The organism is Geomonas silvestris, assembly GCF_014193515.1.
GTDB lineage: Bacteria > Desulfobacterota > Desulfuromonadia > Geobacterales > Geobacteraceae > Geomonas > Geomonas silvestris.
This window is the reverse complement of the sequence record NZ_BLXX01000001.1, coordinates 446695-463854: the sequence shown is the minus strand read 5'-3', so window position 1 is coordinate 463854 and position 17160 is coordinate 446695. Positions and strand designations below refer to the sequence as shown.

Here is a 17160-nt window from a genome sequence, read left to right as displayed (position 1 = left end):
TCCGACCGATCCGTCTGATCGGTCGGATGAGCATGTGCAGGAGGTTTTTACATGACACTTAAAGGTTTCCGCTTTGCCGCTGTCGAAGCGGCCATTAAAAAGCCCGGGCGCCGCGACCTGGCGCTCGTTTTTTCCGACACACCCGCCCAGGTTGCGGCCGTTTTCACCACCAACAAGGTGCAGGCGGCACCCGTTATCCTCTCCCGCGAGCGGGCCAAAAACGGCATCGCCCGCGCGGTGCTGGTCAATAGCGGCAACGCCAACGCCTGCACCGGCGAGCAGGGGATGCGCGACGCCCTTTCCTGCGGCCGGCGCACCGCCGAGGCGCTGGGGCTCCCCGACGAGGAACTCCTGATCGCCTCCACCGGCGTCATCGGCCAGCCGCTCCCCATGGAGCGCTTCAAGGCCGGGATCCAGCCGCTGGTGGACGCCCTGGACCACGGCTGCCTCGAAGACGTGGCCGCCGCCATCATGACCACCGACACCTTCGCGAAGCTTGAGCGCCGCACCGGCCAGGCCGGCGGGGTGAGCTACCAGATCGAGGGGGTCGCCAAGGGGGCCGGGATGATCCAGCCCAACATGGCGACCATGCTCTCCTTCCTGGTGACCGATGCCGCCGTCGAGCCGACGTTCTTGCGCAAGGCCTTCGGCGAGGCGATCGAGGCTTCCTTCAACTCGATCACCGTGGACGGCGACATGTCGACCAACGACACCGCGCTCATCATCGCCAACGGCGCCGCCGGAAACCTGCTGATCAAGGAGGGGACCCCCGAAGCGGCCGAGTTCCTCTCCCTTTTGAAAGAGGTCACGCTCTCGCTCGCCAGGCTGATCGTCAAAGACGGCGAGGGTGCCACCAAGTTCGTCACCGTCAAGGTGCGCGGCGCGCACAGCCTTGCCGAGGCCAAGAAAACCGCCCTCTCCATCGCCAACTCGCTTTTGGTGAAAACCGCCTTCTTCGGGCAGGACGCCAACTGGGGGAGGATCATCGCGGCGGTGGGGTACGCGGGGGTGCAGGTGGACCAGGACCGGGTCGAGATCCGCTTCGACGACGTGGTCATGGCCAAAAACGGCGTCTTCGCCGGTGGGAGCGCCGAGGCCGACGGGACCGAGGTGCTGAAGCGCCCCGAGTTCACCGTGACCGTGGACCTGCACCTGGGCTCCGCGGAGGCCGCCGTCTATACGAGCGACCTCTCCTACGACTATGTCCGGATCAACGCCGACTACCGGACCTGATCGGCTGTAGCTTTGATGTGATCGGGCCTTGCCCCGTAACTTGATTGCTGGAGGGATAGATGATTCATTCCAGGTTTCTTGGCGCGCTGAGTGCGGCACTCCTGCTCATCGTCATCAGCCAGGCACCCGCGCTGGCGAGCGATCTGAAGATCACCGAGATGGCGGTCACCACGAAGATCGTGAAGGGAAACCCGATCGATTCGGTGCGCCGGATCTCCTCGTCCTCGGTCAAGGCGCTCTACTGCTTTACCCGGATCAGCGCCCCGGCCGGTACCGACACCACCATCAAGCACGTCTGGTACATAAACGACGAGCAGGTGGCCGAAGACACCATGCCGGTCAAAGGGTCGCACTGGCGCACCTACAGCCGCAAGGGGATGGAGAAGGGCCAGTCCGGCGAGTGGCGCTGCGAAGCGCTGGACGCCGACGGCACCGTCCTCAAGTCGGTGAGCTTCAGGGTGAACTGATCCCCGCACACGCTTTCCTCCCGCTTCAACGTCAACCACCACCGGGACCGGCGCCGCGCGCGCAGCCACTACCGCGCGGCGCCCCAACTCCCGCCGCAGCACGGATCCTCCCCCAGGCACGACATGCTTTATTTCAGAAGTCTCCTCTTTTTTCTCGCGATCTCCCTGGCAAGTAGCTGTTTTGCGGCCGACACGGCCCGGATCGACGCCCTGGTCGCCGACGCCATGGCGCGCAACCTGGTGGCCGGAGCCGTGGTCCTGATCGGCAGCCACGACCGGGTGCTCTTCGAACGCGCCTACGGCCGGGTGGGCGCTGCCCCGGAGGCGCGCGCCATGACCGTCGACACGGTCTTCGACGTCGCCTCGCTCACCAAAGTGGTCGCCACCACCCCGGCGGTGCTGAAGCTCGCCGAGGAGGGACGCATCTCGCTGCTCGACCCGCTCACCAAGTGGTTCCCCGAGTTCGTGGGGCACGGCAAGGACGAGATCCGGGTGCTGAACCTGCTCACCCACACCTCGGGTCTCGACGATATTCCGCTGGTCTCCGGCAGCGCCCTGAAAAGCGCCATCGAGGGGGCCGCCGCCCAGAAGCTGAAAGGGGAGGTGGGGAGCCGCTTCAAGTACGCCGACCTCAACTTCATCCTGCTCGCCGAACTGACCCGCCGCGCCACCGGGGCCGGCCTCGACCTCTACAGTCACGCCTCGTTCTACCAGCCGCTGGGGATGGTCAACACCGGCTTCAACCCGAAAAACCGGGAGCGCTGCTCCTCTACGGTCTGCGAGGACCGGGTGCTGACCGGCGAGGTGCAGGATTACCTGGCGCGCCAGTTGGGAGGTGTGGCCGGGCACGCCGGACTCTTCTCGACGGCTCACGACCTGGCGCGCTTTTGCCGGATGATGCTCGGGGGGGGAAGCCTTGAGGGGAGGCGGGTCCTGGCGCAGCGCACCGTGGACCAGATGACGGCCCCCTACTTCTCGCGCGGCGGCGAGGTGGTGCGCGGCCTTGGCTGGGACATCGCCTCGCCGTACTCCTCGCCGCGGGGGGAGAAGTTCTCCCGGGTCTCCTTCGGTCACACCGGGTACTCGGGATCCTCGATCTGGATCGACCCGGTCTCCGACACCTTCGTGGTGCTTCTGTCGGCGCGGCTCGACTACAAGAAGGTCCACGACTTCAGCAGGTTGCGCGGCGAGCTTTCCACCTTGGCCGCCGAACTTTTCGGGCTCCCCGCGGAACTGCGCGAGATGGCCGCTTCCATGATGGCGGATTAATCGGAAAGGGTAAAAACCTTGACAGGTTAGCCGCGGGTATGTTAGCTTTTTGCGACCATTTTTGTCTCTAAACAGGCTAGAAAACGAAGATCAAGCGGAGGAGGGATAGATGGGCAAGAGACTGCTCCTGGCAGATGACAGCATCACCATACAAAAGGTCGTGGCGATCATCTTTGCCAATGAGGAGTTGTTCGAGCTGACCGTCGTGGACAACGGCGTCGCGGCCCTGGATAAGGCACGCGAGATGCGCCCGGACATCATGCTGGTCGACGCCCTGATGCCCGGCAAGTCCGGCTACGAGGTCTGTGCCGAGATCCGGCGCGACCCTGCGCTGGCCGGCACTCCCATCCTGTTGCTGATCGGCGCGTTCGAGCCGTTCGACGAGGCGAAGGCGCGCGAGTGCGGTGCCGACTCCTCCATCACCAAGCCGTTTGAATCGCAGCAGCTCATCGACCGGGTGAAGGAACTCCTGGAACTGGGCAAGAACCGGCCGAGTGCCCCGGTCGCCGCACCCGCCGCCGCTCCCGCTACCGCTGCGGTAGACGCTGCCGCCGCTGAGGAACTCTGGGGTGATCTCTCTTCGCTGGATGTCTCGGCGCCCGTTGCCCCGGCTCCTGCGGCTGCACCTGTTTTCGAGGCCCAAGCCTTCTTCGCAGCGCCCGCTGCCGCAGCCGAACCTATGGCCCCCGCTGCGCCGCAGGCTCCTGCCGCGGCCGCTCCCGCCGAGCCGCAGGCACCCGTCCTGGAAGCTGTTCTGGAAGCGACCCCGGACGACGACCTGTGGGGGGCTTTCGACCTCGAAGAGGTTGCCACCCCGGCCGCAGCCGCCGTGGAGCCCGTCGAGGTCGGCATTGTCGAGCCGCAGTTCGAAGCGGAGCTCTTCAATTTCGAGGATGACGAAGACATCCTCGAAACCGGTCCTGCCCTCGACCTGGACAGCATCGCGACTCCGGTCGAGCAAGCCTCGCCCGAGCAGCTCTTCAGCTTCGGCGACCTCAACGAGCAGGTTCCGAGCGCGGTCCAGCCCGATCCCTTCAACTTCCCGGTAGAAGAGCCGTTCTCCTTCGAGCCGGAAGAGAGCGCTCCGGCCGAGACCGTTTCCGCACCGATCAAGCCGGCGCCCCAGGCGGCTCCCGTCGAGCCCCAGGCCGAGTTCCAGGCTGCGGCAGCCTTCGAGCCCGAACCGGCAGCGGCGCTCCAAGCGGCATCTGCTGCTCCGGCCGCAGCTGCAGCGCCTGCTGCCCCGGCAGCGGGTGCGGTGGCCCTGAGCGAAGCCGACCTGGTGGCGGCGCTTTCCAAGGTCTCCCGCGAGGTCATCGAGCGCATCGTCTGGGAAGTGGTGCCGGATCTGGCCGAGACGATCATCAAGGAAGAGATCAGAAAGCTCAAGGCCGGTCTCAAGGGGTAATCCCGCCGGTCCCGCGGCACCCGTCTCAAAAGGGGATTTTCCGATCCCCTTTTTTTATGGTGTTTTCGGGAGCCGCCTGGAATGAGAGGTCTGCGCCTGCGGGCGCACCGGGCGAATGATGATTCGCCCCTACACTTCATAAGGCGACTGCTGATAGGTTTTCGCTGTACCCGTCGAAGCGCACATTCTCACTAAACCGATCGACCTGAACCCCGCGAATGATGATTCGCCCGCATCAACCGGCAGCCCCGGTGCGGTAGCGGCACGGCAACAGGTCGATCCGGTTATTCAAAAAGAGGTAAGGCAGATGGCAAACAAAGAGCTGGAAAAAGTCTACGAGCCGAAGAGCGTGGAAGACCGTTGGTACGGGGTGTGGGAGCGCGAGGGGTATTTTCATGCCACGGTCCCCAACGAGAAGCCCTCGTACAGTATCGTCATCCCGCCTCCCAATATCACCGGCGTCTTGCACATGGGGCACGCGCTCAACAACACCCTGCAGGACATCCTGGTGCGCTGGAAGCGGATGAGCGGCTACAACGTGCTCTGGATGCCGGGGACCGACCACGCCGGCATCGCCACCCAGAACGTGGTGGAGCGCCAACTGGCGGCCGAAGGGAAGGACCGCTTCGAACTGGGGCGCGAGGCCTTCATCGAGCGGGTCTGGCAGTGGAAGGGTGAGTCGGGAGGCCAGATCATCGGCCAGCTGAAGCGCCTGGGCGCCTCCTGCGACTGGGAGCGCGAGCGCTTCACCATGGACGCCGGCCTCTCCAAGGCGGTGCGCGAGGTGTTCGTGCGCCTCTACGACGAGAAGCTCATCTACCGCGACAACCGGCTCATCAACTGGTGCCCGCGCTGCCACACCGCGCTCTCGGACATCGAGGTGGAGCACGAGGACAAGGCGGGTAACCTCTGGCACCTGCGCTACCCGGTCGTGGGAACCGACGAGTACGTCATCGTGGCTACCACCCGCCCGGAGACCATGCTGGGCGACACCGCCGTGGCGGTGAACCCGGCCGACGAGCGCTACAGCCACCTGGTGGGCAAGAAGGTGCTGCTCCCCCTGGTGAACCGCGAGATCCCGGTCATCGCCGACGACTACGTGGACATGGAGTTCGGCACCGGTGTGGTGAAGATCACCCCGGCGCATGACTTCAACGACTTCGAGATGGGCGTGCGCCACAACTTGGACCGCATCAACGTCTTCGACGAATCCGGCGTGGTGAACGCCGCCGGCAAGCAGTACGAGGGGATGGACCGCTTCGCCGCCCGCAAGCAGGTGGTGGCCGACCTCGAGGCCCAGGGGCTTCTGGAAAAGATCCAGGATCACGCCCTGTCGGTGGGTGGCTGCTACCGCTGCAAGACCGTAGTCGAGCCGTACATGTCGCTTCAGTGGTACGTGAAGGTGGGGCCCCTGGCCGAGCGCGCCCTGGCGGCCGTGAAAGACGGCAAGACCAAGATCGTCCCGGCCCAGTGGGAGAACACCTACTACGACTGGATGGAGAACATCCGCGACTGGTGCATCTCGCGCCAGATCTGGTGGGGGCACCGGATCCCGGCCTGGTACTGCGACCACTGCGGTCACATCACCGTCGCCAAGGAAGACCCGACGACCTGCGCCAGCTGCGGCTCCGACGAGATCCGCCAGGAGACCGACGTGCTGGACACCTGGTTCTCCTCCGCCCTGTGGCCCTTCTCGACCCTGGGGTGGCCGGAGAAGACCCCGGAGCTGGCCTCTTTCTACCCGACCTCCTGCCTCATCACCGGCTTCGACATCCTCTTCTTCTGGGTGGCCCGCATGATGATGATGGGGCTGCACTTCATGGACGAGGTCCCCTTCACCGACGTCTACATCCACGCCCTGGTGCGCGACGCCCAGGGGCAGAAGATGTCCAAGTCCAAGGGGAACGTTATCGATCCTTTGACCGTGATCGACGCCTACGGCACCGACGCCTTCCGCTTCACCTTGGCAGCCTTCGCGGCCCAGGGGCGCGACGTGAAGCTCGCCGAGGAGCGGATCGCCGGCTACCGCAACTTCGCCAACAAGATCTGGAACGCCTCGCGCTTCGCCATGATGAACCTGGAAGGGTTCGATCCGGCGGGCATCGAGCTCTCGCAGCTCAAGCTTTCCAACGCGGACCGCTGGATCCTGTACCGCCTGAACGAGGTGGCGCGCATGGTGGACGAGGGGCTCACCTCCTATAAGTTCAACGAGGCGGCGAGCGACCTGTACCGCTTCACCTGGAGCGAGTTCTGCGACTGGTACATCGAGCTTGCCAAGGACGACCTCTACAAGGGTGACGCCGACCGTCAGGCGAGCGCGAAGTACGTGCTCTGGCTGGTGCTCGAGAACCTCTTGCGCCTGTTGCATCCGTTCATGCCGTTCATCACCGAGGAGATCTGGCAGGCGCTGCCTGCGCTTCAGGGCCGGGCCGCTTCCATCATGGTCGCCGACTTCCCGACCCCGCATGCTGCCTGGGCCGAGTTTGCCGGTGCCGCGGCCGAGATGGAGCTGGTGATGGACGTCATCAAGGGGATCCGCAACATCCGCGGCGAGATGGAAGTGGCGCCGAGCAAGCAGATCGCCGCCATCCTCGACTGCGGCTCCGCCGAGAGCCTCGCGCTCTTGAAACGCAACGAGGTGTACGTGATGAGCCTCGCGCGTCTCTCCGACCTGGCGATAGGGCAGGGGATCGAGCGCCCGGCCGAGGCCTCGCTGCAGGTGGCCGGCGACGTCGAGATCATCGTGCCGCTCAAGGGGCTCGTGAACGTCGAGGAAGAGGAGAAGCGCCTCAACAAGGAGATCGCCAAGATCGACAAGGACATCGAGTTCCTCACCAAGAAGCTGGAGAACCCGAGCTTCATCGAGCGCGCCCCTGCCGACGTGGTGGAGAAGGAGCGCGAGAAGATTGCCGACTTCGTCAACAAGAAGCGGCTTTTGGAAGAGAACCTGGTGAAGATCCAGCGCCTGAAGTAGCGCTAAGGCAGCAGATGGCAGGATGAGCGAGGCCGCCGTTTCCCAAGAGGAGACGGCGGCCTTTGTTTTTCCGAAGTCACCCTTGAGAAGGTTCTTCCTGGGGACCGGGAGAGTCTACACTGCAGGAGGCGCAGCCGTTCCCGCTCCTACCCGCTTCTGTCATTATTCCTATGAAATGATTGGTGCTTTCTGTATAATGCCTGTCAGCCCGCGCACTCCGGTGCGATTTGCCGGGTATTCACGCGCGCTTGCGAGGTTTTCGTTGATTGCTCCCATTACTGTTCTTGGCATCATCGCCTTTGTCTTTGGCGCGGTGGTCGGCTCCTTTCTCAACGTCTGCATCTATCGCCTCCCCGAGGGCGAGTCGGTTGTGTTTCCCCCCTCGCACTGCCAAAACTGCGACTACAAGATCCGCTGGTACGACAACATCCCGATCCTGAGCTACCTTCTCTTGCGCGGCGCCTGCCGTCAGTGCGGAACCAAGATCTCGCCGCAGTACCCGCTGGTCGAGTTCTTAAACGGTGCGCTCACCCTCGCCCTGTTCCTCAAGTTCGGGCTGGGCCTTGGGTTTGCGGTCCTTTTCGTGCTCTGCTCGGCGCTGGTGGTGATCACCTTCATCGACCTCGAGCACCAGATCATCCCTGACGTGATCTCGCTCCCCGGCATCGCCGTCGGTTTTCTCAGCTCGTTTATCACCGGTTTCGGCTGGCTCAACTCCCTGATCGGCATCCTGGCCGGCGGCGGCTCGCTGCTTTTGGTGGCGTACGCCTACCAGGCGGTCGCCAAGAAAGACGGGATGGGCGGCGGAGACATCAAGCTCATGGCGATGCTCGGCGCCTTCCTGGGGTGGAAGGCGGTGCTCTTCATCATCTTCGCGGGTTCACTGCTCGGTTCCCTGATCGGCGTGACGCTCATGCTGGTGCAGAAGAAGGATTCCACCCTGGCGATTCCCTTCGGCCCCTTCCTGGCCAGCGGGGCGCTGCTCTTCATCTTCTTCGGCAGGGAGATCATCGGGTGGTACTTGAGGATCAATTGACCCTTCGTTTCAGCCTCACCTTTTACATCCTCTCCGCCTTGAGCTGCCTTTTGGTGCTCACCTGGCTTCTGCTTTCCCTTATCTGGTTCAAGACCTCGGAGAACGACCTCATCGCCCTGAAGCGCGACGCGGGCAAGCTGCAGCTGGGCGCCATCGTGGAACTCCTGCCGCGGCCGCTTGGGCTGCCGGGCCCGGCAACGCCGGCCGGGAAGTACCTGGCCCTGCTCGACAGCGACAAGAGCTTCGGCGGGCTCACCGTCATCGATAACACGGCCCGCCCGGTCCTGAAAATATCGGACCCGGGCGAGCCGGATGCTCCGCTCATCACCGCCCTGCACACGGCGCACGAGAGCTCCCAGATCTCGCCGGACGGCCAGTTCCTCCGCTTCAACACCCCCATTACCGAAAACGGCACGGTGATCGGCGCCGCGCGCCTGACGGTGTCGCTGGCTGCCGAACAGGAGCGGCTGAAAACCTCGCGCCGGCTCATGCTCTGCTACTTCGTGCTCGACTTCTTGCTCCTGCTCCTTTTGGGCTCCTACCTTTTGTCCCGCGCGGTGGTGACGCCGATCAGGCGCCTGGTGAGCATGACGCGGCGCATCGAGGCCGGCGACCTGAGCGGTCTCGTGCACGTCCCGGGGAGCAGCGAGATCTCCGAGCTCTGCCACGCCTACAACACCATGGTGCTGGCCCTGGGGCGCAAGCGCGAGGAGGTCGAGGAGAAGGTCGCCTCCCTGAACCAGGCCAACCAGGAGATCCTGGAGGCGCGCAACGAAACCATCCGTTCCGAAAAGATGGCCTCGGTCGGGCTTCTGGCCGCCGGCATGGCCCACGAGATCGGCACCCCGCTTGCGGCCATCATGGGGTACACCGGCATCCTTTCGGACGAGCTGGCCGAAGATCCCGAAAAGGCCGATTACCTGCGCCGCATCGCCGAGGAGTCGCGCCGCATCGACCGGATCGTGCGTGGCCTGCTGGACTACGCCCGCCCCAAGGGGGTGCTGCACGAAGAGGTGGCCCTCAAGGAGCTCATCGAGAAGACCGTCGAGCTCTTGCAGGCGCATGGTGCCCTGAAGTTTCTCCGGGTCCGGGTCGAGGTCGATCCGGCAGTCCCCCGGTTCGCTGCCGATCCGCACCAGTTGCAGCAGGTGCTCATCAACCTCATCATGAACGCCCGCGACGCCATGCCCAAGGGGGGCGACCTCTGGCTCAAGGGGCGCCTGGAAGGGGACGAGGTGCTCGTCGAGGTGATCGACAACGGCGAGGGGATGCCGCCCGAACAGCTCTCGCGGGTCTTCGATCCCTTCTTCACCACCAAGGAGCCGGGGAAGGGGACCGGGCTGGGGCTCGCCATCGTGGCGCGCATCGCGGAATCGTGCGGCGGCAGGATCACCGTGCAGAGTGCCCTCGGGAAGGGGAGCCGCTTCGTGTACCGGATTCCGGTGCGCGGGCCGTCGGCGGTCCCGGTGCCGGGCGCGCAACGGAACAAAAGTACGCAGGAAGGTGCCTGAAGATGACCCTGGACAAGAGCGAGAAGACCAAGATCCTGGTGGTGGACGACGAGGAAAACCTGCGCCACATGCTGCAGGTCATGCTCAAGAAGCTGGGCTACCTGGTGGAAACGGCGGCCGAGGGTGGCGAGGCGCTGGAAAAGGCGCGCCGCGGCGGGCATACCTTCATCCTGTGCGACATCAGGATGCCCAACATGGACGGCAAGGCGTTTTTGAAGGAGTGTGCCAGCCAGGGGATCGGCTCGACCATCATCATGATGTCCGCCTACGGATCGGTCGAGGACGCCATCGACTGCATGAAGCTTGGCGCCTACGACTACATCTCGAAGCCGTTCAACGCCGACGAGATCGCCCTGGTGCTGAAAAAGGCCGAGGAGCGCGAGCGGCTCAAGGAGGAGAACCGCCGCTTGCGCCGCGAGATGCAGGAGTCGGGATCCTTGGGGAACATCGTCAGCCGCAGCGACCGGATGGCCGAGGTGTTCCGGTTGATCCGCAAGCTCGCCGAGGTGAAGACCACCGTCCTCATCCAGGGGGAGTCGGGAACGGGCAAGGAGCTGATCGCCCGCGCCCTGCACTTCAATGGTCCCCGCAAGGATGCTCCCTTTGTCGCGGTGAACTGCGGCGCGATTCCCGAGCAGCTGCTGGAGAGCGAGCTCTTCGGCCACGTGAAGGGTGCCTTCACCGACGCCTCCAGCGACAAGCGCGGGCTCTTCGAGGAGGCCGACGGCGGCACCCTGTTCCTCGACGAGATCGCCGAGATGCCGGCCGCCTTGCAGGTCAAGCTCTTGCGGGTGTTGCAGGACGAGGAGATCCGCAGGGTAGGGGCGGCCACCTCGAAGAAGGTCGACGTCCGGGTGATCTCGGCCACCGCGAAGGACCTCGGGGCGCTGGCCGCGGCGGGGAACTTCCGCGAGGACCTCTACTTCAGGCTGAACGTCTTCTCGCTCACCGTCCCCCCCCTGCGGGAGCGCCTGGAGGACGTGCCGCTGCTGGTCGAACACTTTCTGGAAAAACACGGCGAGCGGATGGGGAAGCCGGGGGTGGTCACCTCCGCCGAGCTGCTGAGGGCCCTGGTCCAGTACCCCTGGCCGGGAAACGTCCGCGAACTGGAGAACTGCATCGAGCGCGGGCTCGTGTTGTGCGACGAGACCCTCGATCTCTCCAGTCTCCCCGACACGGTGCGCCGCAGCATCGGGCTCGAGCGGAGGAGGCAGCTGCCGGAGCCCGAGTCGCTCTCCATCAAGGCGGGGGCCGAGCAGCTGGAACGCGAGCTGATCAGGCGCGCCCTGGCCCAGACCGGCGGCAATCGCACCCATGCCGCCAAACTGCTGGAGATCAGCCACCGTGCGCTCCTCTACAAATTGAAGGACTATAGCATCGAGTAAGCTTTGAATCAGGGAAATGCTTACTCTATTCGCACCGATTGCTGAACTAGATGTAAAAAGTAGTGCATCCTTCCAATTATCCTCTCGTTTTTATCCCTTCTAAAAGACAAAGGCATGGATTTTACGTATTCCTTTGTGATATCTTGTCCCGCGAAATGACGGATCAATTTATTTGCGTCCAGTAATTGTGTGTTCTAAAAACTGCGCAAGCGTTTGTAAGTGTTCTAGGGATTCTGCTCGCTATTTGTAATGTATTGTACTAGTACCATCCGGCTCGATTTTACTGAGAATGTGTCAGTGAAATACTACAGCTCGTTGCGTTTCCTCCACCTGGTTCTGTCAACGGTCGAGCCGGGCGGGATGCGCGTTGGTACCTTGTGAAGGGGGATACTTTCTTGAACAGGCACACGGTCAGAAACAGGCGTTACGGTTTCCTGCTCGCCCTGGTCCTCTTGGGCCTGCCCCATAGCGCTTCCGCCGATCCGGGGAACGATTACTGCGTAACGCCGGCATTCATCACGGCGAGCATCAAGCCCAACCTGCTCTTGCTGCTCGACAACTCGGCCAGTATGTACGACCTCTCGTTCGTGGACAAGGGGCTCAAACACTGCGCCATAGAGACCACCAAGACCTGCCAGTACGATTCCGATTGCGCCACGACAGGTGACAGGTGCTCGGTCTTCGACCGCCAGCCTTACTACTGCTACGACGAGACCTACAGTAACGCCAACACCTACACCGGCTATTTCGACCCCACTACCTATTACTACTACCGTTCCGGCGCCACCAACTTCTCGGAAGGGGATTTCGCGGTGCTGGCCAATTTCGCCAACGGCTGCCCGGGGGCAAGCGGCGAAACGGTGAAGTCGATCCCCAACACCATGTGCGTGCAGTACGTCGCCTCCACCGGCACGCTCACCCGCTTCGCCGCCAAGGGGAACTACCTCAACTGGCTCACCGCATCGAAGCTCGACATCGAGAAGAAGATCCTGACCGGCGGCAAGTGGGACGGGGCGGGGATCATCGCCGAGTCGCGCGGCTGCGTAGGGCAGGGGTACGTGAAAAGCGCCCTGGCCGGCGACTTCGTGAACTTCGCCGGTACCGCCGACAACGACAACAACATCCCCCTGGGGGTCACCTTCACCATAAGCGGCCCGGGCAACACGCTGAACCCCTCGGCCCCCTCGACCGGCGGCACCAGCTACATCAACCTCTTTGCCGGCAACGCCTACCGCTACTCCGACTGCCAGAACGCGGTGAACGCGCTGGCAACCGGGGGGAACGCCGACATCAAGCAGACCGTCGCCTCCTGCCTTACCTCCGCTTCGCCGACCGGCGGATTCTGCCAGCAGCTCACCACCCAGAGCTGCACCACCTCGACCGACTGCGTCTACAACAGTGCCAAGAGCCAGACCGGCTTCGTCTGCACCCTGAACACGGGCCTCTCCTGCACCGGGACGAGCGACAACAGCACCTGCAAACCGGCGGCCCAGAACGTCTGCTCGCTGAAAAACAGCCTCTCCTGCACCGGGGCTACCGACACCGCCAGCTGCAAGATAGACACCGTCGCCAAGATGGGCACCTGCGGCACCTGGTCGCCGAACCTCCCCCAGGGGCTGGTCAACAAGGTCCCGACCTCGTGCAGCGCGCCCTGCAGCTACACCTACAAGGGGACCACCTACTCCGCTTCCTGTATCGGCTACACCGCGGCGAGCTCCACGGACTACGGCCCCTGCACCAACATCGCCCCCAACTACGGAAGCTGCGTGGCCAACTACACCGGCCCCTGCGTGCTCCCCGCCTCAGCCGCGGTGGTGAAGACCAAGGTCTCCTTCCAGCAGTCGATGCAGGCCTGCTGGCAGCTGAGAAACGGGAAGGCCATCGGCACCGACGACATCAACACGGTGAACCAGCAGTGCTCCGACGTCTACGGCAGCTTCAAGACCTGCTCCAACAACCACCTGCAGACCTGCAGCATCGACGCCGACTGCGGGACGGGGAACACCTGCCAGGGTGGCCCCCAGGCGATCGCCCCGGGAAACCCGGCCCTTTTGTGCGGCGCCACCTACGAGGGGCAGTACTACACCCAGAACTCCTCCGGTGCCTGGGTGCTCAGTTCGAGCGCGACCACCGCGGACATGATCGCGACGCACACCCAGTTCTGCAACGACATGGCCACCCCCAACGTCACCGACCCGACCGACGCGCCGTCGGACACCACGGTGGCGGATAACCTCCCCGCCATCATAAGCGGCGTGGGTGTCGAGGCCCAGGTGGGTCCCCCCATCGGCAAGATGCGGGTGAAGCTCGCCACCGCGACCCCCCCCGCCGGCCTCGTGCAGCAATTCGGCAACCAGATCCGGCTCGGGGCCATGAGCTTCAACCAGTTCGGCTCGGCGACCGAGAAGAGTCTCTCGGGACTGGCGAGCGCCCTCGCCACCAAGGTCTGCAGCGGCACGAGCCAGGTCTGCACCAGCAACACCGACTGCGCCAACAAAAGCTGCGTAGACGCCGGCACCGGCAACCTGGACGGCGGCAAGGTGATCTACCCCATCGGCCGCGGCATCTGCTCCACCATGACCGGCGCCGCCTGCCTGGTCGACAGCGACTGCTCGAGCGGGAGCTGCCTCAGCAACTACTGCGGCACCAAGGGGACCACCGTCTGCACCACGGTGAACAACTGCAGCGGCTCGAACCAGGCCTGCATCCCCGACGATGTCGGGGCTCACGGCGCCGGCACGCTGACCCGTGCCATCGACGACGTCGTGGCCAACACCTGGACCCCGCTCGCCGAGGCGTACTACAACGCCATCGGCTACTACGCCCAGATCCCCAGCGGCAGCGACGCAGGGAAGAGCCGCACCGCCTTGAGGCTCAACGCGTTCTCCACCACGAGCACCGTGTTCGACGGCACGAGCGCGCCCCCCATCGACTTCAACGAGAGCCTGAACCCCTCGGAGTACCGCTGCCAGCAAAACTACACGCTCTTGATCAGCGACGGCTCCTCCACCGCGGACCGCAACACGACGGTGAGCGGGCTGGCAAGCCTGTACGCGAGCCAGGCCGGCATCAGCCAGGTAGCCTGCACCGGCGCCTCCAGCGGCTCGAGCGCCGACTACGGCGGCAACAACAACGTGGCGATCATGTCCTGGATCGCCAAGAACCGCAACATCGCCACCTTCAGCCTGAGCGGCAGCGCCTCGACCGCGGCTCCCGCCAACGCCCGTGACTCCTTTACGAGCTACGTGGTGTTCAACGGCGAGGCAAACGGCGCCTCGGGGGACTGCAACTCGCTCACCCTGCTCACCAAGACGGCAGCCAACGGCGGGACCACCCTCAAGCTCGCCAGCAAGCCCGAGGACCTCAAGGCAGCACTCACCTCGGTGTTCACCGACGTGGCCGCCAAGGCAGCCTCCGGTACCGCCGCCTCGATCCTCAGCAACTCCGAGGGGAGCGGCGCCAACATCATGCAGGCGGTCTTCTATCCCAAGAAGATCTTCGACAACCAGACCGCGGCCAACTGGATCGGGGAGATGCAGAACCTCTGGTACTACATCGATCCCTACATCAACAACTCGACCATCCGCGAGGACAGCGACGGGGACCTGAAGCTCAACCTGGTGAACGACAACGTGGTCCGTTTCACCTTCGACACCGCCTCGAACCGGACCATGGTGCAGCTTTTCAAGGACAGCGACGGAAACGGTACCGGCGACGTCACCGTGGGAGGTCTCGTCGACCCGGACCAGGTGAAGAGCATCTGGCGCGCCGGGAAGCTCCTATGGAGCCGCGACCTGAGCGCCAGCCCCCGCACCATCTACACCCCCGCGCTCTCCGGCGGCACCGCCGTCTCCGGCACCGGGCTCATGAAGTTCTCCTGGAGCAGCCCGGACAACTCGGGTGTCCTGCAGCCCTACCTGCAGGCGGCAGACAACTCCGACGCGCAGAAGATCATGAAGTACGTGCACGGCTTCGACTTCCCCGGCGACAGCACCATGCGCAGCCGGACCGTGCAGATAGGCTCCATACCGGCCGCCACCGTGAGCACCGATGCGGCCTCGGCCTATGTGACGAACCCCCGGGACAAGGGGATCGGGGTCTGGAAGCTGGGCGACATCATCACCTCGACCCCGCGCGTTCAGTCCACCGTGCGCATCGGCACCTACAACCTGACCGCCCCCGGCGGCTACAACGACCAGTCCTACCGGTACTTCGTGGAGTCCAACCAGTACCAAAACCGCGGCATGGTCTACGTGGGGGCCAACGACGGGATGCTGCACGCCTTCAACCTGGGGGTCCTCTCCGTGAAGCCGTCCGGGTTCACCAAGGCGACCCTTTCCGGGACCAACCTGGGACGCGAGGAGTGGGCCTTCATCCCGAAGCAGTTCCTGCCGTACCTCAAGTACTCACAGGATCCCGCCTACCAGCACCTCTACGCCGTGGACGGCCGCACCCTCCTGGTGGACGCCTCCATCGGCGACATCACGGGGTGCACCAAGGACGACTACTGGACCTGCGACAAGCCGACGAACCTTAAGGTCACCACCGCGGCCGGCAACCTCGACCCGAACCTGAACACCTGGCGCACCATCGTGATCGGCGGCATGGGGCTCGGCGGCGCCTCCTCGGCGAGCTCCTCCACCAACAAGGTGACCACTCCCACGACGGACCCGGCCGACACCAGCAAGGCCCTTGGCTATTCCTCCTACTTCGCGCTCGACATAACCGATCCCGCGAACCCGCAGCTTTTATGGGAATTCAGCAACCCCGACCTGGGCTTTGCCACCAGCGGCCCGGCCATCGTTCGCCTGGGGGGACCCCAGAAAAACGGCAGGTGGTTCGCCATCTTCGGTTCCGGCCCCACCGGTCCCATCGACACGGTGTCGCACCAGTTCCTGGGGCGCTCCAACCAGAACCTCAAGTACTTCGTGGTCGACCTGCGCACCGGCGCGCTCATCAAGACCATCGACACCGGGCTCCAGAACGCCTTCTCCGGCTCGCTCATCGGCGGGGCGATCGACACCGACCGCTGGGACACCACGACCACCGGGAACTACCAAGACGACGCGGTGTACACGGGCTACGTCAAGAAGGCTTCCTCGGGGAACTCCTGGACCGACGGCGGGGTAGGGCGGATCCTGATCGACCCGGTGAGCGACCCCACCGACGCCAACGTGGCGAACGCCTGGCACTGGAGCAAGATCCTGGACGGGATCGGGCCGGTCACCGTGGCGGTCGCCAAGCTGCAGGACAAGAAGAACCGCAACCTCTGGCTCTACGCCGGCACCGGTCGCTACTACTTCCGCGATTCGATCGCCCTGGACGACTACAGCGGCTCGCGGATGATCTTCGGGTTGAAGGAGCCCTGCTACAACAAGGGGAACATCGGCAACTACATAAACCACCAGGCGAACTGCACCGACCAGTTGAGCGGCAGCCTGGTGAACCAGACCAGCTCCATCTCGTCGCTCTCCTCGGGCGACCCGGGCTGGCGCATCGACCTGGACGCCAACACCACGAGTGCCGGGGCCGAGCGCCTGGTGACCGACACCGTGGCACTGATAAACGGCACCGTGTACTTCACCACCTTCGAGCCCACCATGGACGCCTGCGGCTACGGCGGTAATTCGTTTCTCTGGGGGGTGAAGTACGACACGGGCGATGCGCCCCCCTCGAGGGCGCTCACCGGGAAGGCGCTCATCCAGCTCTCCACCGGCGAGTTCAAGGAAGTCGACCTCGCCACTGCCTTCACCGACAAGCTCTACCGCAGGATGGCCCAGCCCCTGACCGGAAAGCCGCCCTCTGACGCGCCGCCGATCATCAGCAGCTCGAGCAACAAGCCGGTGAAGAAGATCCTGCACATCCAGGAGCACTGAC

General features: G+C 64.3%; 9 protein-coding genes. All 9 read left to right on the top strand.

Annotated features, from left to right (window positions below; genetic code table 11):
• Positions 1-51 precede the first annotated feature (51 nt).
• The 9 genes from argJ (at position 52) to GMST_RS01910 (ending at position 17159) form a co-directional block, all read left to right on the top strand.
• A complete protein-coding gene (gene argJ, locus GMST_RS01950) occupies positions 52-1233 on the top strand; it encodes a bifunctional glutamate N-acetyltransferase/amino-acid acetyltransferase ArgJ (RefSeq protein WP_183352917.1) in 1182 nt (393 codons plus the stop codon).
• A 158-nt stretch (positions 1234-1391) separates the two neighbouring features.
• Positions 1392-1700, top strand: coding sequence for a DUF2914 domain-containing protein (locus GMST_RS01945; RefSeq protein WP_371873100.1), 309 nt, complete (start codon positions 1392-1394; stop codon positions 1698-1700).
• Between the two features lie 123 nt (positions 1701-1823).
• Positions 1824-2969 (top strand): serine hydrolase domain-containing protein, encoded by a 1146-nt coding sequence (locus tag GMST_RS01940; protein WP_183352915.1) that lies wholly within the window; start codon positions 1824-1826, stop codon positions 2967-2969.
• A gap of 109 nt (positions 2970-3078) precedes the next feature.
• Positions 3079-4377 carry a response regulator transcription factor gene (locus GMST_RS01935; protein ID WP_183352914.1) on the top strand — a complete coding sequence of 433 codons (1299 nt, stop codon included), beginning with the start codon at positions 3079-3081 and terminating at the stop codon, positions 4375-4377.
• Positions 4378-4684: 307 nt separating this feature from the next.
• Positions 4685-7351 carry a valine--tRNA ligase gene (locus GMST_RS01930; protein ID WP_183352913.1) on the top strand — a complete coding sequence of 889 codons (2667 nt, stop codon included), beginning with the start codon at positions 4685-4687 and terminating at the stop codon, positions 7349-7351.
• Between the two features lie 262 nt (positions 7352-7613).
• Positions 7614-8387: a prepilin peptidase gene (locus tag GMST_RS01925; protein ID WP_246399162.1), complete on the top strand. Its 774-nt coding sequence runs from the start codon at positions 7614-7616 to the stop codon at positions 8385-8387.
• Entirely contained in the window at positions 8384-9898 is a 1515-nt protein-coding gene (locus tag GMST_RS01920; RefSeq protein WP_183352911.1) for a sensor histidine kinase, read from the top strand. The genes GMST_RS01925 and GMST_RS01920 overlap by 4 nt, the downstream gene beginning before the upstream one ends.
• A gap of 2 nt (positions 9899-9900) precedes the next feature.
• Positions 9901-11283, top strand: a complete 1383-nt coding sequence (locus GMST_RS01915; protein ID WP_183352910.1) for a sigma-54-dependent transcriptional regulator — start codon at positions 9901-9903, stop codon at positions 11281-11283.
• A 395-nt stretch (positions 11284-11678) separates the two neighbouring features.
• Positions 11679-17159, top strand: coding sequence for a pilus assembly protein (locus GMST_RS01910; RefSeq protein WP_183352909.1), 5481 nt, complete (start codon positions 11679-11681; stop codon positions 17157-17159).
• Position 17160: the final 1 nt, after the last annotated feature.